General features: G+C 59.6%; 22 protein-coding genes. 9 read left to right on the top strand and 13 right to left on the bottom strand.

Annotated features, from left to right (window positions below):
* On the bottom strand, positions 1-357 hold the full coding sequence (locus tag LJD29_RS07895; protein ID WP_446745209.1) for a PadR family transcriptional regulator: 357 nt from the start codon (positions 355-357) through the stop codon (positions 1-3).
* A 74-nt stretch (positions 358-431) separates the two neighbouring features.
* Entirely contained in the window at positions 432-2048 is a 1617-nt protein-coding gene (locus LJD29_RS07890) for a Na+/H+ antiporter (RefSeq protein WP_446745208.1), read from the bottom strand.
* 113 nt (positions 2049-2161) lie between these two features.
* On the opposite strand from LJD29_RS07890, the gene sucB reads away from it, so the two are divergent.
* The 3 genes from sucB (at position 2162) to LJD29_RS07875 (ending at position 7449) form a co-directional block, all read left to right on the top strand.
* On the top strand, positions 2162-3787 hold the full coding sequence (gene sucB, locus LJD29_RS07885) for a 2-oxoglutarate dehydrogenase, E2 component, dihydrolipoamide succinyltransferase (RefSeq protein ID WP_446745207.1): 1626 nt from the start codon (positions 2162-2164) through the stop codon (positions 3785-3787).
* Between the two features lie 216 nt (positions 3788-4003).
* The gene (locus LJD29_RS07880) at positions 4004-4846 is read left to right on the top strand and encodes a hypothetical protein (protein ID WP_446745206.1); all 843 of its coding nucleotides are present in this window, start codon (positions 4004-4006) and stop codon (positions 4844-4846) included.
* Between the two features lie 167 nt (positions 4847-5013).
* Positions 5014-7449, top strand: a complete 2436-nt coding sequence (locus tag LJD29_RS07875; protein ID WP_446745205.1) for an ABC transporter permease — start codon at positions 5014-5016, stop codon at positions 7447-7449.
* Positions 7450-7542: 93 nt separating this feature from the next.
* Here LJD29_RS07875 and purK read toward each other — a convergent pair whose 3' ends face one another.
* From purK to LJD29_RS07850, 5 genes are all read right to left on the bottom strand, one after another.
* Entirely contained in the window at positions 7543-8718 is a 1176-nt protein-coding gene (gene purK / locus LJD29_RS07870; RefSeq protein WP_446745204.1) for a 5-(carboxyamino)imidazole ribonucleotide synthase, read from the bottom strand.
* Positions 8715-9251, bottom strand: coding sequence for a 5-(carboxyamino)imidazole ribonucleotide mutase (gene purE / locus LJD29_RS07865; protein ID WP_446745203.1), 537 nt, complete (start codon positions 9249-9251; stop codon positions 8715-8717). Before purE ends, purK begins: the two co-directional genes overlap by 4 nt.
* Before the next feature lie 35 nt (positions 9252-9286).
* Entirely contained in the window at positions 9287-9736 is a 450-nt protein-coding gene (locus LJD29_RS07860; protein ID WP_446745202.1) for a hypothetical protein, read from the bottom strand.
* Between the two features lie 120 nt (positions 9737-9856).
* On the bottom strand, positions 9857-12313 hold the full coding sequence (locus LJD29_RS07855; RefSeq protein ID WP_446745201.1) for an ABC transporter permease: 2457 nt from the start codon (positions 12311-12313) through the stop codon (positions 9857-9859).
* Between the two features lie 108 nt (positions 12314-12421).
* The gene (locus LJD29_RS07850; protein ID WP_446745200.1) at positions 12422-13492 is read right to left on the bottom strand and encodes an SDR family oxidoreductase; all 1071 of its coding nucleotides are present in this window, start codon (positions 13490-13492) and stop codon (positions 12422-12424) included.
* Positions 13493-13589: 97 nt separating this feature from the next.
* Between LJD29_RS07850 and LJD29_RS07845 the strand changes: the two genes are divergently transcribed.
* Positions 13590-14606, top strand: coding sequence for a DNA glycosylase AlkZ-like family protein (locus LJD29_RS07845; protein ID WP_446745199.1), 1017 nt, complete (start codon positions 13590-13592; stop codon positions 14604-14606).
* Between the two features lie 9 nt (positions 14607-14615).
* Here LJD29_RS07845 and LJD29_RS07840 read toward each other — a convergent pair whose 3' ends face one another.
* Complete coding sequence (locus LJD29_RS07840; RefSeq protein WP_446745198.1) at positions 14616-15089, bottom strand: GAF domain-containing protein; 474 nt, start codon at positions 15087-15089, stop codon at positions 14616-14618.
* Between the two features lie 92 nt (positions 15090-15181).
* On the opposite strand from LJD29_RS07840, the gene LJD29_RS07835 reads away from it, so the two are divergent.
* Positions 15182-15874, top strand: a complete 693-nt coding sequence (locus LJD29_RS07835) for a M24 family metallopeptidase (RefSeq protein WP_446745197.1) — start codon at positions 15182-15184, stop codon at positions 15872-15874.
* A 22-nt stretch (positions 15875-15896) separates the two neighbouring features.
* Here LJD29_RS07835 and LJD29_RS07830 read toward each other — a convergent pair whose 3' ends face one another.
* Positions 15897-16718 (bottom strand): dienelactone hydrolase family protein, encoded by an 822-nt coding sequence (locus LJD29_RS07830; protein ID WP_446745196.1) that lies wholly within the window; start codon positions 16716-16718, stop codon positions 15897-15899.
* Positions 16719-16973: 255 nt separating this feature from the next.
* Here LJD29_RS07830 and LJD29_RS07825 point away from each other — a divergent pair, with 255 nt between their 5' ends.
* The gene (locus LJD29_RS07825; protein ID WP_446745195.1) at positions 16974-17675 is read left to right on the top strand and encodes a hypothetical protein; all 702 of its coding nucleotides are present in this window, start codon (positions 16974-16976) and stop codon (positions 17673-17675) included.
* Between the two features lie 19 nt (positions 17676-17694).
* On the top strand, positions 17695-18411 hold the full coding sequence (locus LJD29_RS07820; protein WP_446745194.1) for a hypothetical protein: 717 nt from the start codon (positions 17695-17697) through the stop codon (positions 18409-18411).
* Here the strand turns inward: LJD29_RS07820 and LJD29_RS07815 are convergent.
* Complete coding sequence (locus LJD29_RS07815; RefSeq protein ID WP_446745193.1) at positions 18408-19160, bottom strand: dienelactone hydrolase family protein; 753 nt, start codon at positions 19158-19160, stop codon at positions 18408-18410. The genes LJD29_RS07820 and LJD29_RS07815 overlap by 4 nt on opposite strands.
* Positions 19161-19347: 187 nt before the next feature.
* On the opposite strand from LJD29_RS07815, the gene LJD29_RS07810 reads away from it, so the two are divergent.
* Positions 19348-19995, top strand: coding sequence for a hypothetical protein (locus LJD29_RS07810; RefSeq protein ID WP_446745192.1), 648 nt, complete (start codon positions 19348-19350; stop codon positions 19993-19995).
* A gap of 64 nt (positions 19996-20059) precedes the next feature.
* A complete protein-coding gene (locus LJD29_RS07805; protein WP_446745191.1) occupies positions 20060-20926 on the top strand; it encodes an NAD(P)-dependent oxidoreductase in 867 nt (288 codons plus the stop codon).
* A 78-nt stretch (positions 20927-21004) separates the two neighbouring features.
* Here the strand turns inward: LJD29_RS07805 and LJD29_RS07800 are convergent, their stop codons facing one another.
* The 3 genes from LJD29_RS07800 to LJD29_RS07790 form a co-directional block, all read right to left on the bottom strand.
* Positions 21005-21655: a hypothetical protein gene (locus LJD29_RS07800; RefSeq protein ID WP_446745190.1), complete on the bottom strand. Its 651-nt coding sequence runs from the start codon at positions 21653-21655 to the stop codon at positions 21005-21007.
* Positions 21656-22021: 366 nt separating this feature from the next.
* Positions 22022-22501: a hypothetical protein gene (locus tag LJD29_RS07795; protein ID WP_446745189.1), complete on the bottom strand. Its 480-nt coding sequence runs from the start codon at positions 22499-22501 to the stop codon at positions 22022-22024.
* Positions 22491-23888, bottom strand: coding sequence for an AAA family ATPase (locus LJD29_RS07790; RefSeq protein ID WP_446745188.1), 1398 nt, complete (start codon positions 23886-23888; stop codon positions 22491-22493). Before LJD29_RS07790 ends, LJD29_RS07795 begins: the two co-directional genes overlap by 11 nt.
* Positions 23889-23960 lie beyond the last annotated feature (72 nt).

Genomic DNA, 23960 nt, shown 5'->3' with positions numbered 1-23960 from the left:
TTAGGAAGTGGCTCTGCCCGGATTCAGCACGAGGGAAATGCCCTCGAACATGCGCTCAAAGCTCGAGATCTCTTTCTCGAGGTGGCGCAGCCCGGCGGCGGTGATGGTGTAAGTGCGCACGCGGCGGTTGGTTGCGGAGATGCCCCACTCGGCCTTGACCAGCTTGTCTTTGAGCAGGCGCTGGAGCGCGGGATAGAGCGAGCCTTCCTCGACCTGAAGGAGATTGTTCGACCGCTGCTGGATGTGCTGCACCAGCGCATAGCCATGCGCCGGCTGACGGCGAAGCGACTCGAGAATCATCATCTCGAGCGCGCCGGGGAAGAGATCGCGTGCTGTATTTTTTCCTGTCAACGCCATACCTTTTTCAAGCAGGCCTAGAGTAAACAGGTATGAAGGGACGAGTCAAGACTCTTTCTGGCAAAAGAATCTTTCTAGGATGAGGCAGGATTACGCCAGCGCAGCTCCGCGAGGTCGAGATCGCGCTCGAGCTCACGCAGAATGCTCTCGTGCATGCTGCCCTGCGATCTCATACGATTCAATTCGTCGCGCTCAGCCTGGCGAGCTTCCGCAACCAGGCGTTTGTAGCGAAGGTTTACGTCTTTCGCCGCTTCCTGGTCTTCTTCGGTAACGCCCTTCAGTCGTTGACGATAGACGCGCTCGAGTACAGAAACGGCCTCGCCTTCGGCGTCATCGCTGGAGGTGTCGATTGCTTCGAGGTGGTCGATGGCGGCCTCGAGCAGGCGCCGGCGCGCCTCACGCTCCTCATCCATGCGCTCGGGGCTTTCCGACACACCCAACTTGCGCATGAGCGCGGGCAACGAAAGCCCCTGTCCGACCAGGCTGACCAGGATTACGGAGAAGGCGAGAAAAATCAGCAGTTGGCGATGCGGGAAGGCCTGACCGGTATCCGTTAGCTCCGGCAGTGAGAGCGCGGCCGCGAGCGTGAGCACTCCGCGCATGCCGCTCCAGCCGACCACGACCATCTCACGCGGATTCGGCTTCGAAAGCGGCTGGCCGAGCAGGCGCCGACGGATGAAATAGGCGAACTTGCCGCCGGGGAAGACCCAGGCCATGCGCAGTCCGATTACCACGGCACAGACGAACAATGCGCCGCCGACCAGGTGATCCCAGTGGAGGGGATGGATGCCGCGCATCACTACTGGCAGCTGCAGGCCGATGACGATGAAGACGAGGCTGTTGATGGCGAAATCCAGCATGTTCCAGATCGCCTGCGAGTCGAGCCTTGCTTCGGTGGTGTAAACGTCAGAGCGGGCACGGCCGAGGTAGAGTCCGCAGGCGACGGTGGCCAGCACACCCGAAGCATGCATCGACTCGCCGAGCAGGTAGGCTGAGAACGGTGTCGCAAGGCTGACCAGGGTCTGCAGCGCCGCGGTACTGAAGCGCCGGTCGAACCAGGAGATCAGCATGGCGACCACCAGGCCTGCGATGGCTCCTCCGACAACCAGCCACACGAATTGCTCGACGCCCTGGAATACCGACGGAGCCTCACCGGAAACGACCAGCGCGGTAGTGAACTGGAGCGCCAACAGGCCGGTTGCGTCGTTGATCAGGCTTTCACCCTCGACCAGCTCCAGCAGCGCCTCGGGCATACCCACGCGCCGGGCGATGGCAGCTACGGCGATGGCGTCTGTCGTAGAGACGACGGCGCCCAGCACGGCGCCCACCCGCCAGTCGAAGTCGCGCATAAAGAGGTGGGCTACCAGGGCCACACCGAACACGGTAAAGGCGACCAGCCCGACGCCCAGCATGGCGATACTGACGAGGTTGTAGCGGAATTCGCGCCACGAGGTGTTGAGGGCGCTGGCAAAGAGCAGCGGCGGTAGAACGACCAGGAAGACGAAGTGCGGATTCAGCGAAATATTGAGCGAAATCTGCGGCGGCAGGGGGATGAACGTCAGCGCCAGCCCACCGAGCAGCAGCACGATCGGGTAGGGAACCTTGAGCCGCTGGGCCAGCGCTCCCAGCACCGCGACCAGGGAAACCAGCGCGAGAAGGGTTGTTTCGATTCCGTGAATTCCGTGTCCCACAATGACTTCGTTATACCAAGCGGGCGGTCAAGGCGCGGCGGCATTTATAATCAAACGTTACGCAAAGAACGGGTTTGCACCCCAACCCCTGACGAACTGCCGAAAGGAAACACATGCCGACCGATGTAGTCATGCCCCAGATGGGCGAGTCGATTTTTGAGGGCACCATTACCAAGTGGCTGAAGAAGCCCGGCGACAAGGTCGAGCGGGACGAACCGCTCTTCGAGATTTCAACCGATAAGGTCGATGCCGAGATCCCCTCGCCCGCTGCCGGCGTCCTGAAGGAGATCAAGGTTGAGGGTGGCAACACCGTCCAGATCAACACCGTCGTCGCGGTTATCGACGAGTCCGGTGCGCCTGGCGCGCCGGCACCCGCTCCGGCGGCACCTGCCCCGGCGGAAGTGAAGCAGGAAGCCGCTCCGGCTGCTGCTCCGGCAGCAGAAGCCGCGCCTGCCCCGGCCGGTGGCGCGACCACTGATGTGGTCATGCCCCAGATGGGCGAGTCGATCTTCGAGGGCACCATCACCAAGTGGCTCAAGCAGCCGGGCGACAAGGTCGAGCGCGACGAGCCGATTTTTGAGATCTCGACCGACAAGGTCGACGCCGAGATTCCTTCGCCCGCAGCCGGAACGCTGGCCGAGATCAAGGTTCAGGCCGGCACGACCGTCCAGATCAACACGGTTGTCGCCACCATCAGCACCGGCGCCGGCGCACCCTCCGCTGCCAAGCCTGCCGCACCCGCCGCACCGGCACCCGCGGCCGCTGCAGCACCGGCTGCTGCCGAGCCTGCCGCCGCTTCGGCTGAGCATGGACGCACCTCGCCGCTGGTCCGCAAGATGGCCAAGGACAACAACCTCGACCTGAGCCAGGTTGCAGGTTCCGGCGCAGGCGGACGCATCACCAAGGAAGATGTGCAGGGCTACATGGCGGGTGGCGTTGCCAAGCCGCAGGCTCCCGCCGCTGTCGCCGCGCCTGCAGCAGCTCCGGCTCCCGCAGCCGCCAAGCCCGCTGCGCCTGCTGCCCCGGCACCAGCGCCCGGCGAAGTCGTTCCCATGTCGAAGATGCGCCAGATCATCGCGCAGCGCATGGTCGAGTCCAAGCGCACCAGCCCGCATGTGCACACCGTCTTCAAGGTCGACTTCACGAAGATCGTCAAGCTGCGCGAGAAGGAAAAAAACAAGTACGAGCAGCGCAACGGCGTGAAGCTGACCTACATGCCGTTCATCACCCGCGCCGTCGTCTCCAACCTGCGCAAGATGCCCATCATCAACGCGCAGATGGACGGCACCTCGATCAAATACCCCGCGAACATCAACGTCGGCATCGCCGTCGCCCTTGAGTGGGGCCTGATCGTGCCGGTGATCAAGCAGGCTGAGGAGAAGAACTTCCTCGGAATCGCCCGCTCCATTGTGGACCTGGCCGAGCGCGCACGCGGCAAGAAGCTCAAGCCGGACGAAGCCAGCGGCGGCACCTTCACCATCACCAACCCGGGCATCTTCGGCGAGCAGTTCGGCACGCCGATCATCAACCAGCCCGAGTCAGCCATCCTCGGCATCGGCGGCCTCTTCAAGGAGCCCGCAGTCATCACCGCTGCCGACGGAACCGAATCGATCGCCATTCGCCACTTCCTGCACCTGACCCTCGGCTTCGATCACCGCACGATCGATGGAGCCGATGCAGGCAAGTTCATGTCGGAAGTGAAGAAGACGCTTGAGAACTGGTCGGAAGATATCGGCTAAGCGCAGCAGTCAGCGCGTTCCTGGACGCGAGCGGTCAGCTAGAGGGCGGATGGCGAAGGCCATCCGCTCTTTTTGCCTTTGCGCACGTTGAACATTCACATTCTCGTCGCGGCAAGTGTGCTCTAATCAGGCTCCTGAGCTTGCCAGGTAACATCGACCTGACTCGTCTCGCAAGGTGACTACTCGACTGTCCCTCCCCCACATGGAGGACTACTCATGAGTACGGGCAACCTGGAAGTCAGCGCATACGTCTGCAGATTTTCCGAGCCGGATCCCATAACCCCGCGCAATATTCGTCACGGCATGGATCGGCTCTGGCCTTTTGTACTGTCTCTGATACTCACGGAATTCTTTAAGGGCGCTTATCGGGTTTGGGATAAGTGGCATGGGTGGGACACCGTGATCACACTCATAGCCTGTGCGCTCTTTATGTCAAAGCAGATAGCGGACATATTTCTCTATTACGCCCGTCTGCATATCTACGATCCGGAGTCTGCAGGAGAAGGGAAATGGCTGCGTCTCAGGCGATATCTTCTCGGCAATACGATCGAAATCCTGATACTTTTCCTTACCTATGGTGCAATACAGGCACTGAGCGTTCACAACCTGGTCGATACACTCGATCATGCGGGAAGACTGAAGAGAGATGCTGGAGCAGGGCTGCTCTTGTCGACTGGACTCGTCGAGCTTTGCTGGTTGTGGTGGGATGTGTTGTTCATCGTCAAGCGCCTGAAGGGCATCGCGAAAACATTCGGAGCAAAACAGGCATATCTTTCTGCAAGAGTATGGCGAGCTTTCCGGAATGAACCGGATGCGCGGACGGCAAGAATCGACGGGCAGGTTACGCTTTGGATGAAGTGCAACTTTCTGTTCGGTATCGTCTTCCTGCTGCTGTGGTTTTACTTTCATTACAAATGCCAAGGCTGGTGCCCGGCTTCTCCTCCTAACCCGAATGTTCCAACAGCAAGAACCGCTTTCTGGTGGCTCCTGTTTCCCATGATGTTTTACTTCACTACGTACCAGGTCTGCTTTATGAACTACTACATAGGGGAGGAGTGAAGCGTCAGGAGATGTAAAGGAACACGTCTTCTGCTGTTCATCTCCGAACAGCCCTGGCCGGGATCGGACACATTCTCTCCGTCAGGTGGTTTGAATTCAACGGCACGGGGGAGCTATTTCTGGCACCTCGCGTGCTGCTTGTTTTTTGCCACGCCCGGAGACGCTCGATGGAATCGATCCTGCAGGATGTTCGCTACGCCCTTCGCCAGCTGCGCAAGTCGCCCGGCTTTGCCCTGATCGCTGTTCTTACTCTTTCGCTCGGTGTTGGAGCGGCCACGGCCATTTTCAGCGTGGTCGATGCGGTGATTGTCCGGCCATTGCCTTTTCAGCATTCGGAGAGGATCTACGTACCGAGGACGCTCTCGCGTCAGGGCTATCAGCAGCCTTTCTCCTGGCCAAGCTTCAAGGACTTCCGGGCGCAGAATCATTCCTTCGCTGCATTCTCCGGGGTGTCGACGCACAGCGTGAACCTCGAAACGCCGTCCGGCCCGGTGGCGCTCCGGTGGGTGCAGGGATCGGACAATTTCTTCGACGTATTCGGCATCGCGCCCGTGCTCGGCCGCACTTACCGGCATGGCGAGGACGAGCCAGGCAAGAACGATGTGGCGGTGCTCGGCTACGACGTATGGCAGACGAGTTTCGGCGGCGACCCTAACGTTATCGGCCGCACTCTTGAACTGGATGGCCATCCCTACGTCTGCATCGGCGTCATGCCTGCCGGCTTTCGTTATCCGCTGAGCGCGCACCAGGCGATCTACACACCGCTGCACCCCGATCCGGCCATGGTCGATCGTCGCGGCTCTCATTGGCTACAGACCGTGGCGCTGCTGAAGCCGGGTGTCAGCCGTGAGCAGGCGATAGCCGACACGAACCTTGTTCTTTCCGGCATTGGGCAGGCGTATCCCGATACCGATGCCGGGCGCAAAGGCCAGCTCATTCGTCTTGCGGACTCGGTGGCAGGCAATACAAGGGGTGCTTTGTGGACACTCTGCGCTGCTGTCGCCGCCATATTGCTGATCGGCTGTGTGAATGTGGCGGGCCTGCTGCTGGCGCGTGGCGTGAAGCGCGAACGCGAAGTAGCCCTGCGCGCCGCCGTCGGAGCCGATCGCGCGCGGCTTGTTCGCCAGGGCCTTACGGAAAGCCTGATCCTCGCTGCTTTCGGTGCGGCCGGAGGCGTGCTTCTCTCCTGGCTCTTGCTCGCGGCCTTGCGCACCTTCCTGATCCATGCCATGCAGCGCGGGGCGGACGTGCACCTGGACCTGCCGGTGCTCGCCGCTGCGGTTGCGATATCCGCTACCACCAGCATCGCTGCCTCGCTCTATCCTTCACTGCGTCTTTCGGGAGTAGCGCCCAGCCTGGCCTTGCGGAGCAGCGGTAGCACGGCAGGAACTTCGCGCGGACAGCATCGCCTACGCTCCGTCTTCATCGTCTCGCAGGTAGCGCTCTCGATGGTTCTGCTTGTCGTTGCAGGCGTCCTGCTGAAAGAAGTCGCCGGGTACCGCAACACGGACCTCGGCTTCGACACGGCGCATGTTCTGACTGCGGAGATCAATCTTTCTCCCGGACGCTATCTGAACCGCAACGTCTGGGCGGATTTCTACGATCCGATGCTGGAGCGCGTGAAGCATCTTCCCGGAGTTCGCGCCGCCGGCGTGATCAACCTTGTGCCTGTTCAGGATTGGGGATGGAATTCGGAGATTCATGTCACCGGCCAGCCACCGGCGCCCGGTAACGAGGTCACGTTGGCCGAGCAACGCTTCGTCTCACCCGGATACTTCGACGTGGTGGGGAGCCGCCTGATCCAGGGACGCATGCTTTCGCCCGGCCTCGATCACTCCACCGACAAATCGGCGAAGATGATCGTCAACGATGCCTTTGCGAAGAGATTCATGCCTGCCGGCATGAATCCTGCCGGGCAGCATATCGACGACAGCGATAAAGCCGACGAGAAAACACAGATCGTGGGCGAGGTCACAGGCGTTCGCCAGGACCTGATGCAGCCGGCAATGCCTGAGATGGACCAGCTCTACACGCAGGTGCCTGCCGAGTTCAGCGCTCTGATGATGCACACCAGCCTCATGGTGCGGACCGCGGGAGATCCAAAGGCGGTGATTCCGGCGCTGCGGGAGGTCTTCCACGAAGTCGATCCGACGCTGCCTTTCCGTGCGCCCGAGACGATGGGCGAGGTGGTTGCCGATCAATTGGTCATGCAGCGGATGGAGAGCTGGCTCTTCGGCATCTTCGCCGGACTTGCCCTGCTGCTCGCGGTCGTCGGTCTCTATGGGTTGATCAGCCACGAAGTGGAGATGGGAACGCGGAACATCGGTATCCGCATGGCGCTCGGATCGACCCGGAGCGGCGTCTTCGCCCTGATACTGCGCCGCGTCGCGGTTCTGCTGGCGGTCGGCATCGTCTGCGGAATGGGTCTGACGATGGCGGCGCAGAAGCTGATTGCCTCGGTCGCGGTGATCCATTTCGCCCAGCAGGCGGGTCTGCTGGCGCTGCTGGTGCTGACTCTTGGTGCCGCAGGGCTGCTGGCAGCGGTCCTGCCCATGCAACGGGCGGCGTCGGTTGAACCGATGGAAGCTCTGAGGACGGAGTAGGCGCAGCAGGCAAAAGGGGATGGCGGAAGCCATCCCCTTTTGCTGAATAAACCCCTAACTGTCGGCGTCCATCGGACGCGCTGACCGCTGTTTCTAAAGCAACTTTTCCGCTTCGAGTACGCGAGCTACTGCTTCTTCCGGCGTATTGCCGACTGCTGAAAGATGCCCCATCTTCCGGCCCTTGCGGGGGTTGTGCTTCTCGTAAAGGTGCACGCGCACGCCCGGGATCGCAAGTGCAAGGTCGAAGCGAGGCTCGCGCTCTGTGCCATCTTCGTTCAACCAGACCTCGCCAAGCAGGTTGGCGATCGCCGCAGGCTGCACGACCGAAACATCGCCCAAAGGCAGGTTGCAGACTGCGCGTACTGCCTGCTCGAACTGGCTGGTGACGCAGGCGCGTTCGCTGGCGTGGTAGCTGTTGTGCGGACGCGGTGCGAGCTCGTTGACCAGCAGGCGTCCATCGCGGGTGACAAACATTTCGACGGCCAGCAGGCCTTCGAGGCCAAGCTGCTGCGCGATGTCGCAGGCGATCTTCTGCGCCTTCGCTTCAAGGTCGGCGGGAATGGACGACGGAATCACGCTCCAGGCCAGGATCTGGTTTTCATGATGGTTCAGAGCCGAGTGGAAGCTGCGCGTCTCGCCTCCCGGTGTGCGGGCGACCATGACGGAGATTTCCTTTTCGAGATCGAGCGCCTGTTCCGCCACGCAGGGCTTTTCACCAAGCAGCTTCCAGGCTTCCGACGCGGTCGTGGCGTCGCCAAAACCGATCTTTACCTGGCTGCGGCCATCGTAGCCGCCGCGCGCGCTCTTGATGAAGCACTTGCCGCCGATGGCGGGGACGGCTTCGACCATCTCGGCTTCCGTCTCGATCGCGCGGTACTCACCCAGGGGGAAACCGTGTTCGGCCAGCCAGTTCTTTTGCAGGATGCGGTCCTGCACGATGCGCATCAGCTCGCGCCCAGGCCGCACCGCAGCATATTTCGCGGCCGCGTCCAGGCAGGAGAGTGAAACCTGTTCGATCTCGAGCGTGACCACGTCGCTTCCGCGGGCCAGGTCAGCGGCCACGCGGGCATCGCTCCATCCGCCCTCGAAGCAGGCATCGACCACGAAGCGGGCCGGGCAGGATGGATCGGGATCCATCACCTGCACACGATAGCCGAGCGAGCGGGCAGCCATGGCGACCATGCGGCCGAGTTGTCCGCCGCCGAGAATGCCGATGGTGGAACCGGGAAGCAGCACAGGTTGGGCGTTCTCGTTTTTAGTCTCGGTCACTGCGGCAGCTCCTGGCCCAGGACTTCCTTGCTGCGATCCTCGCGCCAGGCTCGCAGGCGGTTGCGCAGATCGGGGTCGGTGGTGGCGAGGATTTCCGCGGCGAAGAGGGCGGCATTTGCTGCGCCGGGCTTGCCGATGGCGAGGGTGCCGACGGGAACACCCTTGGGCATCTGCACGATCGAGAGCAGGGAGTCGATGCCGTTGAGCATGGTCGCGGGAACCGGCACGCCCAACACCGGGACGAGGGTCTTCGCAGCCAGCATGCCAGGCAGGTGCGCGGCGCCCCCAGCGCCGGCGATGATCACACGCAGGCCGCGTTCTTCCGCCTTTTCGGCGTACTCGAAGAGCCAGTCAGGCGTGCGGTGAGCCGAGACGACACGCGCCTCGTGAGGAATTCCAAATTCCTTGAGAATCTCGATGGCAGGAGCCAGGACTTCATAGTCGCTCTTGCTGCCCATAACCACGCCAACCAAGGCGGCACGGGCGGGCGTAGCGGCTGCGGCCGCACGCTTGCTGCTTTTAACTTTCGCCATAAGGGAATTTTATTACGGAGCGATGACGGCTAGGACTAACTGGCCTTCGCGGGCAGGCGGGACTCGATTACGGCAACACGTTCTCGCAATTGCGCGATCTCGCGCATGCCGGCGAGATCGGCCTGGGCGCGGGATTCGGAGATCGCGCTCAAGACAACCTGAAACTGCGCATGAATTGCTTCAAACTGCGCTGCATTCTGCCTTGCCTGGGCATCCAGCCGGTCTTCCATGGCCGCAAAGCGGGTGTCCATGCTCTTTGACATCGAGGAAAACCTGGTGTCCATCTCTTTGGACATCGAGGCAAAGCGGGTGTCCATGTTCTCTGACATTGAGGAAAAGCGGGTGTCCATCTCTTTGGACATCGAGGCAAAGCGCTCGTCCACCAGCTTCTCAAAGCTGGTCAGGCGCACCTTCAGTTCGCGCACGTCGGGCGCGATGACATCCTGTACGAGCCGCTGAAGAGTCTGGAGAACGTTGTCGGTCATGGCTGTTTCCATGTTCCGGCTTCGCGAGGTGGGAATCAAGAAGAAAGCTCGTGAAATGCGCCTCGCTGGTCCAGAAAGGGACACCGAGGCGCATTTCGGAACCGGCGGCAGATCAGTGGCTTACTCGGCTTTAAGAGCCTGCATGGGATCGACTTCCGCCGCTCTCTTTGCGGGCAGCAGGCAGGCCGCGACGCCCGCACCGACAAGCACTCCGATTGCTGACCCTGCAAGCACAGGATTGTATGGGCTGACCTCGTACAACATGCTGCGCAGCAGGTGGGCGCCGCCCATCGCGATTGCCGCCCCGGCGATGACGCCTGCGACCACAGGCATTAATCCATCACGCAGGACCAAGCGATATATATTTCCTTTTTGCGCGCCCAGCGCCAGCCGCAGGCCGATCTCCTTCTGCCGCTGCACAACAGAGTATGTCGCCACGCCGTATACGCCGAGGCTGGCCAGCAGCAGCGCGCTCACCGCGAAAAGTAACAGCAGGTTCATCTCGAAGCGGCGGTTGGCGATGGAGTCCTCGACAATGCCGCCTAACGAGCGCACGTTGGGAATCGAAACCTCGGGATTGAGGCTCCAGATGGCCTTGCGAATGGCATCGGCCATCTGTGCCGGATCCTGCCGCGTGTTCACAATCAGCCCTGCCGAAGCGTCACTGCGATACCAGTACGGCATGTAGACCATCATCGGGTCCGGCTTTGCCAGCGAGATGGTGCGTGCATCGCCGACGACGCCGATGACGGTAAACGGTGGTCCTTCGCTCATGCCCGCGCGATGAAACTGCTTCCCGATGGCATCCTTGCCTGGCCACAACGCTTTCGCGGTGAGATCGGAAACCAGGGCGTAGTTTTTGCCCTGGTCGCTCGCCGTCAGGAAGCGGCCGCGTACCAGCGGCAGATGGATGGCGCGAAAATAATCCGGACTGATCCAGCGGAAATGTTCCATTGGCACCTGCATCGCCGGCCGTGCGTCACCGTCGATGCGCGCTCCGTCGATCCACTGGTCTCCCGCCAGCGGAATCTGGCTGACGATGGCCGCGTGGTCCACGCCCGGCAGAGCTTGTAACCGCTCAAGCATCTGCGTGTAAAAAGGGATGCGCGACTTCTGGTACTCGTACTGATTCTGAGGCAGATCGAGCTCGACGGCCAGCGTGCGTTCGGCATCGAAGCCCCGGTTGGTCTTCATCATGCGCGTCAGGCTGGTGGTCAGCAACCCGGTCATCAACACCAGCGCGACGCTCACTGCAACTTCAATTGCAACCAGCGCGCGGCGCAGGCGCTTGCTGCTTCGCGATTCGCTCGCCAGTCGCGACTCGCTGTGCAACACCTCCTGTGGGGCAGTGCGCGAAGCGAACCACGCCGGGGCAGCGCCTGCTACCAGTGTTGCTGCAACAGAGAGCATCAGCGCACAGCCTGCGCCTGCAAGGTCAAGATGCAGCGATCCGCGAAAGTTCAGCTCCGCAGGCAGAAATTGCTGCATAACGGGCACCAGCGCAGAGGCCAGCAGGATGCCGAGTGCTCCGCCCGCCGCGGCCAGTACGGCTGTTTCGCGCAGGGACATGCGCAGCATTTCAAGCCTGCTTGCGCCCAGCGCAGCGGCAATGGCCACCTGCTGCCTGCGGCCCACTGCGCGTGAAAGTAGCAGGTTGGCGATATTAGCGCAGCCCACCAGGAGCAGGCCCGCGACCGCGTACAGAAGAATCAGCAGCGGAGTGCGGTTGTTGCCAACGAGCACAGCCTGGAAGGGCGTGATGACGGCCGCGAGATGGCTCTTCGCGTCTGCCGGGAGATTGTCTGCGATGCGCTGTTGCAACGCATTGATCTCCGCGCTTGTTTCGGAACCGGAAACACCTGCTTTCAGCCTTGCCAGTCCGAAGTAATCGAAGTCTCCATTCACTTCGCTGAGCCTGTCCTCGGAGAGGGCCAGAGGCACCAGCGCTTCGACGGGACCGGCACGATGCATGTCCGCGCCAGCGATCGTCTGCGCTGCCGGCAGATGGAAGGATGACGGCATCACGCCGATGATGGTGTAGGGATATCCGTTGAGTGTGACTTTTCTGCCTACGACTTTGGGATCGGCTCTGAACTGCTGCCGCCAGAGGCTATCCATCAGGATCGCGACAAACTGGTGGCCCGATTCGGATTCCTGTGTTGTGAAGGCGCGACCCAGCTTCGGGGTGACGCGCAGCACCGGAAAAATGCCGCTGGTCGCCATCATCACATCGACCTGTTGCGGATGCGTGCCGATGCCCATCGGCATCGAGTCCTCCTGCATGAGAGCCATCGATTCGATAGTGCGGCTCTCGCGCTGCCAGGTCATGAAGTGGTTCGCATTCATTGGCAGCTTCGGATACATGTCGCGAAACTCGGCGACCTGCTCTTCCATCACAACCAGCCGATCTGCCTGCGCGTAGGGCAACGGCCGCAGCAGAACATCGTAGACCAGCGTGAAGATGGCCGTGGTCGCTCCGATGCCGAGAGCCAGGGTGGCAACGGCCGTGAGAGTGAATCCGGGCGCCTTGAGCAGCTGGCGCAGGGCATAGCGCAAATCCTGAAGGAGTGTCCGCACAGGTCACCGTCCAACATTCCGATTTCACACAGAAGCGCAGGATCGCGGCTTCTGCCGGGATCCTGCGACGCGAGGTGAAGCTGGATACGAAGAGGCGGCGGAATTAGTTCACGGAATCAGGCGGGCAGCGCGTAATTTCTCGAAGAGGTCGAAGAAGCTCTCATCGGTGGCCTGAAAGTCCGTGAACCCGAGCCTGCGGCTCTTCGACATATCGGTCACTACTTCGATCGGGCGGCCAAGATCGGCGTCCGTGTGCCAGGGCGAGATCAGCTTGTTCACGTCGGCCTCGGCCAGGCGGTATTTCTCCGCAATCTGCTTCCAGACCGGCGCGGCTTCAGCAAGCTGCGTCTCGAGCGGAGTGCCTTCGCCCTGAAGCTCCGCCGCCTCCACGCCGAACCATCCCGCGATCTGCTTCCACATCCAGCTCCAGCGGAAGACGTCGCCGTTCACCACGTTGAAGGCCTCGTTGCGTGCCGCAGGTGTTGTAGCCGCCCAGAGCAGGTGCTTTGCGAGCAGGCGCGCATCGGTCATGTCGGTCAGGCTCGTCCACTGCACAGCGGAGCCGGGGAAGTGCATCGGCCTGCCCTGCTCCTTGCAGATACAGGCGTACACGGCGAGCGTGGTGCCCATGTTCATTGCATTGCCGATGGCATAGCCGATGATGGTGTGCGGCCGGTGCACGCTCCAGCTGTATCCATCGCGTGCCGCGGCGGTGAAGACTTCGTCTTCCTGGGCGTAGTAGAAATTTTCGATGTCGAGCCGTGCCTGAGTCTCGCGAAAAGGAGTCGCCGGCAATGCTCCTTTGCCGTAGGCCTCGAAGGGACCGAGGTAATGCTTGAGCCCGGTCACGAGTGCCACGTGCTGCACCGATCCTGCAGCCGAGAGCGCGTCCAGCACATTCTTCACCATGCCTGCGTTTACGCGGATGTTCTCCGCCTCCGTGGATTGACGGAGCCAGGTGGAGAGAAAGACGTGCGTCGGTTTCAAATCCCCAAGCGCGGCCGCCACGGCAGCGGCATCCTGCAGATCGACAGCAATAGGAATGATGCCTTCGCGATCGCCCGGGCGACGTGCCATTCCGTAGACCGTCCAGCCATTCTCTGAGATGAGCAGGTCGGCGAGGTTTCGTCCCACAATACCGGAGACGCCGACGATGAGTGCAGTGTTCTTCGTTGCCATACTCTTTTTGATTGCCTCGTCTGGAGATGGTCGCAAAAGTCTGTCGCAGGCAACCGGTTGCGGCTCGAATAAACTGTGAACGCGAAAGGGCTGCGCGATGAACTCCCGGCTTGAGCTTTCACGTTCACAGATTCTTCGGTTTCGGCGCAAAGCCGGTTCGCTGGAGCACCGTCTTCCCTCCGGCGCGCAGTCCCTGCAGCGGGCTGCGTGGGCTGGACTGCAGGACTCCGTTCCGCGCGCCGCGCTGCTATCGCTGCATGCTCGCGTCGAAGGCGTGAAGCAGACAGACTGGGAGCACGCATCTCTCGTACAGACATGGGGACCACGCTTTAATGTCTACGTTGTTGCGGCGAACGATCTCGCTGTCTCCACGCTCGGCCGCTTGCCCGGGGGCAGGGCTCAGCTTCAGCGTGCGATCACTACTGCCGAAAGACTGCACGTAGTCCTGAACGGGGAGCGAATGCCTTTCGGTCACGCCGGCCGCGCAATGGGTGTACATCACAACAGCCTTCGTTATGCAGCGCCGACGGGCACGGTGCTGCTCCGATGGGACGGTGCGAGGCAGCCGGTCATCTGGAGTGCGAGCAAGCCGGAAATTGAAGCGCAACATGCGCGGCTCGAGCTGGCGCGGCGTTATCTGCATATCCTCGGACCCGCAACGCACACCGCATTCGCACGATGGGCGGGCATTCGACCTGCGGAGGCGAAAAATGCGTTCGACACAATCCTGCCAGAGTTGATTTCCGTCACGACTCCCATTGGAGAAGCATGGATTCTTGCCAGGGATGAGGCAGCCTATCTCGCGAAGCCCGGTCCGGATGCGCCGGCGCGTCTGTTGCCCAGCGGCGATGCTTACTACCTGCTCTGGGGACGCGATCGCGAATTGCTGATTAGCAACGCAAAGCAGCGTGCCGCGCTATGGACGAGCAGAGTGTGGCCAGGCGCTCTGCTGTTGCAGGGCGAGATCGCAGGTGTGTGGCGACGTGCAGCGTCCGAGATATCGATCGAGCCGTGGCGAAGACTTGCAAGGGCCGAGCGAGAAGCGATTGAGAAGGAAGCCGTATCGTTACCGCTGCCCGAACTCAAACGCTCCATCAACGTACGGTGGGACTGACGCAGGAGCTTATTCGCGTTCGGCAAACGCGCCCACGATCGCGGCGCATTTTTCCAGGAACTCACGATCTTCCTTCGTAAAAGCAGCAGGTTGGTGGCTGTCGATATCGATCTCTCCGATCACTTCTCCGCGTGCACGGATGGGCACAACGATCTCCGACTTTGTTTCGATCGAGCAGGCCAGGTAACGCGGATCGGAATGCACGTCATCGACTATCACCGTCTCGTTCTGCGCGACGGCCGCTCCACAGATGCCCTGGCTTATGGGAATTCTCACGTGCTCTGTGGGCGCTCCTTGAAACGGCCCCAGAACCAGCATCTCCGGATCGTGAGGATCGAGCATGTAGAAGCCGGTCCAGTTGCAGTAAGGCAGGTGCTCGGGAATGATCCTCACGATGAACTCCTGCAGGCTTGCAAAGTCGGTTGTCGTGGCCGCAAACCGGCTCACTTCCGAGAGGATCTGCGTGAAAGGCTTGTCAGACATATCTCTATTCTGCGCCAGAGAAGCGCATCGCGGGTGGACGGCGATCTTCATCAGCCGCTACGCTGATAGCTCGCAGGAGGCAGGGAATCAAGATGACGACACAGGAAGCAGAACGCGTCGATGAACTTCTGCAGGCACAGGCCAAGGCAGAACGGCTCTTTCGCGAGGTGGAAGCGCGCGGGCTGATTCGTCCAGGCATTACGGAGAGCCGGCTCAACCAGGAGATTTATGACCTGGCAAAAGAACTCTTCGGCATCTCGACGTATTGGCACAAACGCATCGTGCGTGCCGGGAGCAACACGCTTCTGCCGTATGCGGAAAATCCACCGGACCGCACCATCGGTGCGGAAGACATCCTCTTTCTCGATCTCGGTCCTGTCTTCGAAGCGTACGAGGCCGATTTTGGCCGCACCTTCGTTACCGGATCGGATCCCGCTCGCTTGAAGATGCGTGACGATGTTGCGAAGGCCTTCGAAGATGGAAAGCGCTACTTCAAGGAGCATCCCGAGCTTACTTCCAGCGAGTTCTTTGCCTACGCTGCTTCACTGGCCGGAAGGTATGGGTGGGAATGGGGCGGGCCCATCGCGGGCCACCTGATTGGACAGTTTCCCCACGAACGCATCGCAGACGACAAGGTCTCGCTCTACATCCATCCCAGGAGCAACCTCAAGCTGCGCTCTACAGACGAAAAAGGCCAGCAGCGCCACTGGATTCTCGAGATCCACTTCATCGACCGGGAGCAGCAGATCGGAGGATTCTTTGAAGAGCTGCTCACGGTCGGTTGATGCCGCTTTCTGCGGAAGGTCGCTAGCTGAGGTTGCGTTTGTAGAGTGCCGTCAATTCTGACCAGGCTCGCTCCGCACCGGCCTCGTTGTAGACCTGGCTTCCGCGGACTGTCCACCCGTGGTTGCAACCCGCGTAGACTTCCACGGTTGCCTTCAGATGCGCTGTGGCGAAGGCTTCCTTCAACTTGTCCTTTGCGGTCGGGTCGCGTTCGTCATCGTTGGCAGCTACGCAGCAGAGTACTTCGGCTTTCATCTGCGGGATGAGCAGGTGCGGGCTATCGGGCTTGTCGGTTACCAGGCCACCGCCGTGAAAGGTGGCTGCCGCGCCGATGCGATCTGCGCGCGATGCCGCCGTCCGGAAAGTCAACGGACCGCCCATGCAATAGCCCTGCACGGCCATCTTCTTCGTCTTGTCGGTCTGCGGCTGCTGATCGAGGAATGCCGTGTAGGCTTTCGCATCGCTGAAGCCGGCATCGGCAGTCAGCGCCGCGGCGAGCGGCATTACCTTGGCGCGGTCTTCGGGCTTCGAAAAGTCGAAAGAGCCATCCACTACCGGAGCTTTTGCGTTTCGATAAAAAGGGTTGGGCACCAGCACGACATAACCCTCGGCAGCCAGCCTGCGCCCCATCTCGCGAAAGACTGGCCGCAGTCCGAGAATGTCGGTCCACACCAGCACCGCGGGCCATGGGCCTTTGCCTTCGGGATAGAAGAGCGCCGAGTCTGAGACGCCCGAGGCCATCGGCACATTTACATCCTTTTCGACGACCCTGGACTGTGCCGTCAGCGACGCGGAATGCAACACAGCCGTTGCAACCGATGCAGCCATAAACGTACGTCGCGACACGGCCGGATCATGCGTAAGTCCCTGGTGTATGAAGTCATCGCACATTACGTTGCACACTCCCATTCTTCGATTTGCTTCAACGGCAGTATGGCGGAAACGGATCCCGTTGTCGATGCGGCTTCGTTATCCACCGGTTAGCTTATCTAAGTCGGTTAAGCGACAAAACAGAATGTTTGTCAGACTTATTAACTTGTCTTACATTCGTATTTCGCGCTGCACCTTGTCATCACTCATCCTCTCCTTATTGGAGCGATTATGTCTTCTTCCTGCCGACCCATTCATCTTCCTGCTTTTGATTTATCGTCTCTCGTAATTGCCCGGCAATCACTCCATCGCTTCCTGCATGCGAAAGCTATAGGGCTGGGTGTCTGCGATGTCAGGAACCGCTATCAATGTCTCAATCCTGCGCTTGCCACGATCAACGGCGCAGCTATCGAAGATCATCTGAACAACACGATCCACGACATCATCGGTGAGGTCGCGCTCGCGGTCGAACCCTTGTTGTTGAAGGTCAAGGACACCGGAAGTCCCGTGTGCGTGCGCATTGCCGGCCAGCTGCCGAATGCCACTGAGCCTGCGGAATGGATAACCTGTCACGTCCCGCTCGTCAGGCCAGGACATAGAAAGATTCTCGGGTGTGGCAGCGCGGTTGTGAACGTGACGCCTCTTGCCAGGATGGAGTCAACATTGGCTGGCGTCATGGCTCGCCAGGATAGACGACTGGATCCTGACGCTGTGAGATTCGTGCAATCCCTCCAGCACTGCCTCGACGACTACTCGGCCGCGCTGACCAGCACCATGACGTCGGTCGTGCGTAAAGCATGGCAGGCAGACCAGGCCGATACCGCTCAACTCGCGCCGGCGATACAGTCGATGGACGATCGCGTTATTGAAATGAGAAAGCTGATTGCATCCGTCGAAGGCAGCTTTAGGGCATGTGTGCCTTCTCTGAACTAGCTGCGATCCGGGGAGGCACATGAAGCTGCAGAGATTTCGCATATTGGCAGAAATCGCAATCTGGTGCGGTTGTGCAACAAGCGGCTTTTCGCAGGCTACGCCAGGAGCCGACGATGTTGCTTATACAACTACGAAGATGACTGCCTTGCGTGACCAGTTCACGCAGGCCGCATCGCGTGCCGGAGCACCATGCCGCATCGCCGCCCCCAAACTGGCCGTCGCCGACGTGCCTTCCTTCGGCAGCTACGATCCCGACACCAACACGCTCACCGTCTCGGCTTGGACACTGCTGAAGGACGAGGAAAGAAACCTCTTCCTGAGAGGCGCTGGCCCATCCGCCACAGAAGACCAGGCGCGCGCGGACTTCGAAATGGGCGTTCACCACTGGGTTGTGGTGCATGAGCTGGGACACTGGTGGCAGGCCTGCCGTGGTGTGACGGAGAGCAAAGACCATTACGGCGTCGAATACGGGGCCGATCGTATAGCCGCGGCATGGTGGCAGGAGCATGACCCGTCCGTCATCGCTCGTCAGAGGGCCGTCTTTGCAAGCATTCTCGAGCGTTGGCCCAATCCCGTTCCTCAAGGACAGGAGGTCGAGGCGTACTTCAACGACAACTACGAGAAGCTCGGCCCCACGCGCGCCTACATATGGTTCCAGGCGCGCATGTGCCTGGCCGCATTCGACGAGAAACCCACGCCCGCATTTGCGCAGGTCCTCGCACAAACAAAGCCCTAGAAGCCGAGAGCCAGCTTGCGGTGAAAGACCGAAAGCATCATGCCCTTGAGCTGGTACTCAAGCTCAGGGTCGTAGCGATAGCCTTCGTCTCGCATAAAGGCATGCGCTCCGTTCACTTCGATCCACTGGTAGTTGGCCTGCACCTCGTCGAGGCGCGCCAGCAGCTTGCGGCGGCCTTCGAGAGGAACGTGCGGGTCCTGCCGCCCCCAGATATGCAGCAGCTCACCCTTGATCTCTCCAGCGCGCGCCAACGAGTCGTCTTTCTTACCGGCGCCGAGCGTGCCGCAGTGAATGTCCGTCGCATAGAAGCAGACCGCCGCGCGCACCTCGGGATTCATCGCGGCGCGGAAGGCGATGTGTCCGCCGAGGCAGATGCCTACTACGCCCAGCCGCCCATTACACTGCGGCATCGCGGCCATGTGGCGCAGCAGCGAACGAGCGTCGTCATCATAGGCTGAGAGCTCCTTCGCATACTTGTCGTAATTGCCCTTGTCCGAACCGGCCTGGTCGTAAGCGAGCACCGTGCCCGCAGGCTCCAGCTCGTGATAGACCTCGGGCACCGCCACCAGGTAGCCATGCCCGGCGAGGAAGGTCGCGAAGCGGCGAATAGGGCCGGTCATCTGGAAGATCTCGGAATAAAGAATGATGCCGGGGAACTGCGCGTCCTCCACCGCCGGATGAAAGAAGTAAGTGCGCATCGGGCCGTTGGCCGTAGGAACATCCTGCACGAGGTCATCTTTGAGAATCATGAATTTCCTTTCAATAAGCCTGCTCTTACAGTTTTAACTTGACCGGGGTGGTTGCGAGAGGCTGCTTCTTGTCATACATTCAATGTTCGCACTATGCACCGGTGAGACCTGATTTCTATTAAGCGGAGCAAGCGTGAACCGTAATTGCAGACCTTATCGTTTTCCTAGCCTTGATCTTTCAGCCCTGATGAACGCCAGACAATGGCTGACTCACTTTTCACATGCCAGCGCTATCGGCGTCGGGATCCGTGACGCCCAAAACCGCTATCGCTGCCTGAACACCGCACTCGCCCGGAACAACTGTGCCTCGCTCGAGGATCACCTCGAAAACACCATCTACGATGTTCTCGGAGAGGTGGCCATCGCGCTCGAGCCCTCGCTGCATAAGGCTGCGATGACCGGAAACCCTATCCTCGCACGCGTTCGCGGCAACCTGCCAAACGCAGCAAAGCGATCCGAGTGGATGACCTGGCAGCTTCCTCTTGCCCGGCCGGGATATCGAAAGATCGCCGGCTGGGGCAGCGTGGTTGTCGACATCACGCCGGTGGCACGGGTCGAGTCTTTTCTCTCTACCGTGATCTCGCGGCCGGATTTTTCTCCGGATGCGGAAACCGCTGGATTCGTCTGCGGCCTCCAGTATGCGCTCGAGGGCTACTCCTCGGCGCTCAGCTCCACCATGAACACCGTTGTACAGCGCGCATGGCAGACCGAGCAGATCGTCGATGACCAGATGACTCCATTCATCCATGCCATGGACGAGCGTCTCGTCGAAATGCGCAGGCTGATCGAGAATATCGAAGCCAGCCTCGAGCATTGTCTTTATCCGCGGAACTAGCGGGCGAAGGCAGCTGACTCGTGCCCCCTTTAAGATTGATAAAAGGATCCTGGAGGGGGCAACGATGAGCAAAGTAGCATTTCTCGGTCTGGGCGCGATGGGCTCGCGCATGGTGGCGAACCTGCTGAGGGCAGGCCACGAGGTCACAGTCTGGAACCGCACCGCCGCTACCGCCGAGCCGGTGGTTGCCGCCGGAGCAAAACTGGCCGGAACGCCGAAAGAGGCTGCAACCGACGTCGAGTTCGTCTTCTCCATGGTGCGCGACGACGAAGCCTCGCGCGAAGTCTGGCTCGACCCCATCAACGGAGCGCTCGCCGGCATCGAGCCGAGTGCCATCGCCATCGAGAGTTCGACGCTCACACCCGAATGGGTGCGCGAGCTGGGCAAAGTCTTTGCTGCGAAGAAGGTTGCGTTGCTCGAAGCGCCCGTCTCCGGCAGCCGCCCGCAGGCCGAAGCAGCGCAGCTTGTCTATCTTGTCGGAGGCGACGCCGAAGTCCTCGCTCGCGTCGAACCGCTGCTCAAGGTTCTCGGCTCGAGCATCCAGCACGTCGGTGAACTCGGTGCGGGAGCGCTCGCAAAACTCGCCACCAACACACTGATGGGCGTGCAGGTGACCACACTCGCAGAGCTCATCGGCATGCTCAAGCGCCAGGGCGCCGATCCGAAGAAGGTGCTCGATGCCGTCGCCGCCACTCCTGCATGGAGCACCATCGCGACGCGCGCAACAGGATCGATGCTCAGCGAAAACTTCGCGCCGCAGTTTCCGGTCGAGCTCATCGAGAAGGACTTCCGCTATACCCTTAAGACCGCCGGAGGTGCCGGACACGCGCCCACCATCGAGGCCAGCCGCAGCGTCTTCCACGAGGCGATCGAAGAGGGCTTCGGCGGCGAGCAGATGACGGCAGTGGTCAAGCTCTTTCAGGAGAACTGAGCGGGTCCGATATGAATGCAGGGTGGCCCATTCAAGCCCGCATCTGGGCTTGAGTGGGGCCGGGATCGTAGGCCTCAGCTACCCCTGCGGATAAGCTTCGGCGATGCGCCGGGCGCGCATCATCATCATCTGCGCAGCCATGTCGTGTAGCAGGTAGAGATCGCGGCGGCGCGTCCACGGCTGTCCGGATTCGGCATCGTAGACGACAGGCAAAGGAACTTCGCGTGCCACCCAGGCGTCCATCCCACGCGCCCGCGAAGTCAGCACGCAGCGCTTCGCATGATCGCGATGACCGACAACCGCAACCGGACCCAGCGCTGCTGCTCCGCCAGCTTTCTTCACCACATCCTCGGCAACGCCATCCGTGCTCAGGTAGGTGACGGAGCCATCGGCAGCGACCACCGGTTCGATACTCACCACGTCCTTGATGCCATGCTTACTGGTGAGAACATGCGCAATCTCCCACTGCGCATAGACCCGCGATCCAGCCGGCAGCAGGGCACGCACGCGGACAACTGCATCAGCCAACGCCTCGTTCACCGGACCGGGAGCAGGCTGAGACTTGCCATCCGCCGCCAGACGGTTGCCGAAGCTGTAGGCAACCACAGCGCGCAACTCCGCCGCCGGACGCATGGGCGGCGTCCACTCAAAACAGACATCGAGAATCTCCGGAGAGATCGCAACCGCAGCAGCGGGATCGTCCAGCTCGTGCGCCAGCTTCTGCTGCATCTCGGCAACAAGCTGCCTATCCGATCCACTGGAAGAAGCAACACCCTGGCAAACGCAGCGCCGGGAAGAGCAGTAGAAGTAAGAGCAAGGGAACGAATAAGAAAGCGGCGACGGTCAACCATGCCCCTATTCTGCAGGCACCAGATCAACGCCGCGTAACGAGCGCAGAGAGCAAAGAAGCCACCCTCCTGTTCTTCTAAATGGGAGCTTCTAACCAATAGCGAGGGCCAGCGAAAGCCGGACCTCGCTATTGGTATAAGATCTTCGGTGTTTTCGAAGAAATGTGGTGGCGCATGCTTTCAGTCTTAAATGAATTGGAAAAGAATCCCCATCTTGAAGAAATAGGGATTCCAGCATTAGGTTGTTTTAAGCTTTTTTGAGGAGCTCAATGATTTCAGATGAGTCAAGAACGCTAACATCTATTGCATCTCTTAACCTTTGGCGTATGGCCGAAGAAATGTCGGTAAAGTCGTGAGATGCGAGGGTCTTCTCGTTGGAGTTGTGTGCAACTCTAACGTACGTTCTATCTGGTCCTTTGGTAACCTGACGGATGTGTCGGCTCACTTGTACAGAAACTCTCGTGGAAACAAATGAAATCCTTCCGGAGCGTGCAAGATATTCGACTAGAGCATAACCCAATGATCCGATGCGTAGATGTTTTGTATATTCCTGCCCGATGATGCTTCGATTTCTAGACTCGTCCAGATCAAAGCCTTCATCAACACAAATTTTGCAACTTGAATCTTTGAATAAAGCGACCAATGCTTCACAGCTTTTTTGACGCTTCTCTTGTTTATTCTGAGCATGCAGGAAAATATTAGTATCAATCACCAAGTCAACGAGCATTAACCTCTCCTGCGGGCTTTCTGCTCCGTTTCTTCATCCGTTCCGACTGCGCGTTAGCAAGCGCCAGAGATTCTCGAAGTCCATCCTCAAAAAAACCGTTTGGCCATGCTGCCTGCTCTATTCCTCCATCTGCTTGCAGTGGAATATCTCGTATCGAAGATATTCCATCCTTTTTCTCTACAAAATATAGGGCGACCTGTGCAGGGTCGATCCGTCCCTGCGCAATGAGACGTCGAAGTCTTAGTAGCAAGTGGTCACTATGAGTCTCCACAATTACTCGCCGGTCGTTGGTTGCCATATCGACAAATAAATCTGCCAGCGCATATTGCAAGCGAGGGTTCAAATGGATTTCCGGCTGTTCGGCAATAGTGATACTTGACGTGGGAGCAGTAAGAGCCTGCACTATCAGCGGTAAAACTTGCGACGCGCCAAAGCCTGAATCCGTGATGTTTGTTTCGCGATATCCTACTGATTCTGTAAAAAAGAGTGAAAATAATTGGTCGTCGGACAGCTTTTTAAGCTTAAGCTCTCGCCCAAATTCAAATCGCCGTACCCAGTCATTCAACTTAGTCCGGATCAGGGGCATTCTTCTATGTAAAAGGCTTGCCATATGCTCGCCATGAGAACCGACTGAATCTGGCATATCGTTAGATATCTCGTAATATCTACGAGGGCGATCCCTCAATGGTCCGATGTACGCCAGATCCCTAAAAACGTCTCGAATCTCGTCGAACATGTGCCCCAATGCGATCAGGTACATAGAGAAAGGTTTAGAAAATTTAACCTCTTTTGCTTTCTCGCTACCGTCTTCTGTTTGGTAGCCACGCAATGCACCGGCAGGTGAAAAGAGGAAGTTTATGGGCTTATTTTTTTCAATGGCACCGCGCTCCCACCCGTTGCGTAAGTTGATCCAGTCACTCGATAAGTCATAGTTTCCTTCTTTGTTAATGCTTTGAGAGAACATGGAACGATCATGAATGTCTTTGAGTTCAAACCGACGGAGATATGGATCTTTCGACTCTTGATCTGAAGACAGCGTTACTTCGATTGAGCCGGGAGGATAGGTTCCGAGTTTGCCAAGTTTCTTGGGTGTAGGCTTATGCAGGTGGAAGCGGAACCCGAGGAACATATCTTTTGTGGTGTCACCCTTATGTACAATATCCTTGTACAGGCCGAGATCGATGACTGGACCTCTGGTTACCAAAGGAGCTACCGCTTCTCGCGAGGCCATGGTCTGCCCCATCAATAAGAGAGGGCTAACAATGCTGCTTTTACCCGCGTTATTGGGGCCGATAAATATAGTGAGAGGCTTTAGGGCAATCCAATCCGTATCTTCAAAGGCACGGTAGTTTTTCCAGCGAATCTCGTAATTTACGTGAAGACTCAAAGACGCTCCGTGAAACATTGTTGGTCTATCGGGGTAATTGCGACTGGAATGCATTTTATAGCAAGCAAAGAG

It is taken from the genome of Silvibacterium acidisoli (genome assembly GCA_022870745.1).
Taxonomy (GTDB): domain Bacteria; phylum Acidobacteriota; class Terriglobia; order Terriglobales; family Acidobacteriaceae; genus Silvibacterium.
The sequence above is the reverse complement of the archived record's forward strand: the minus strand, read 5'-3'. Positions and strand labels throughout refer to the sequence as shown.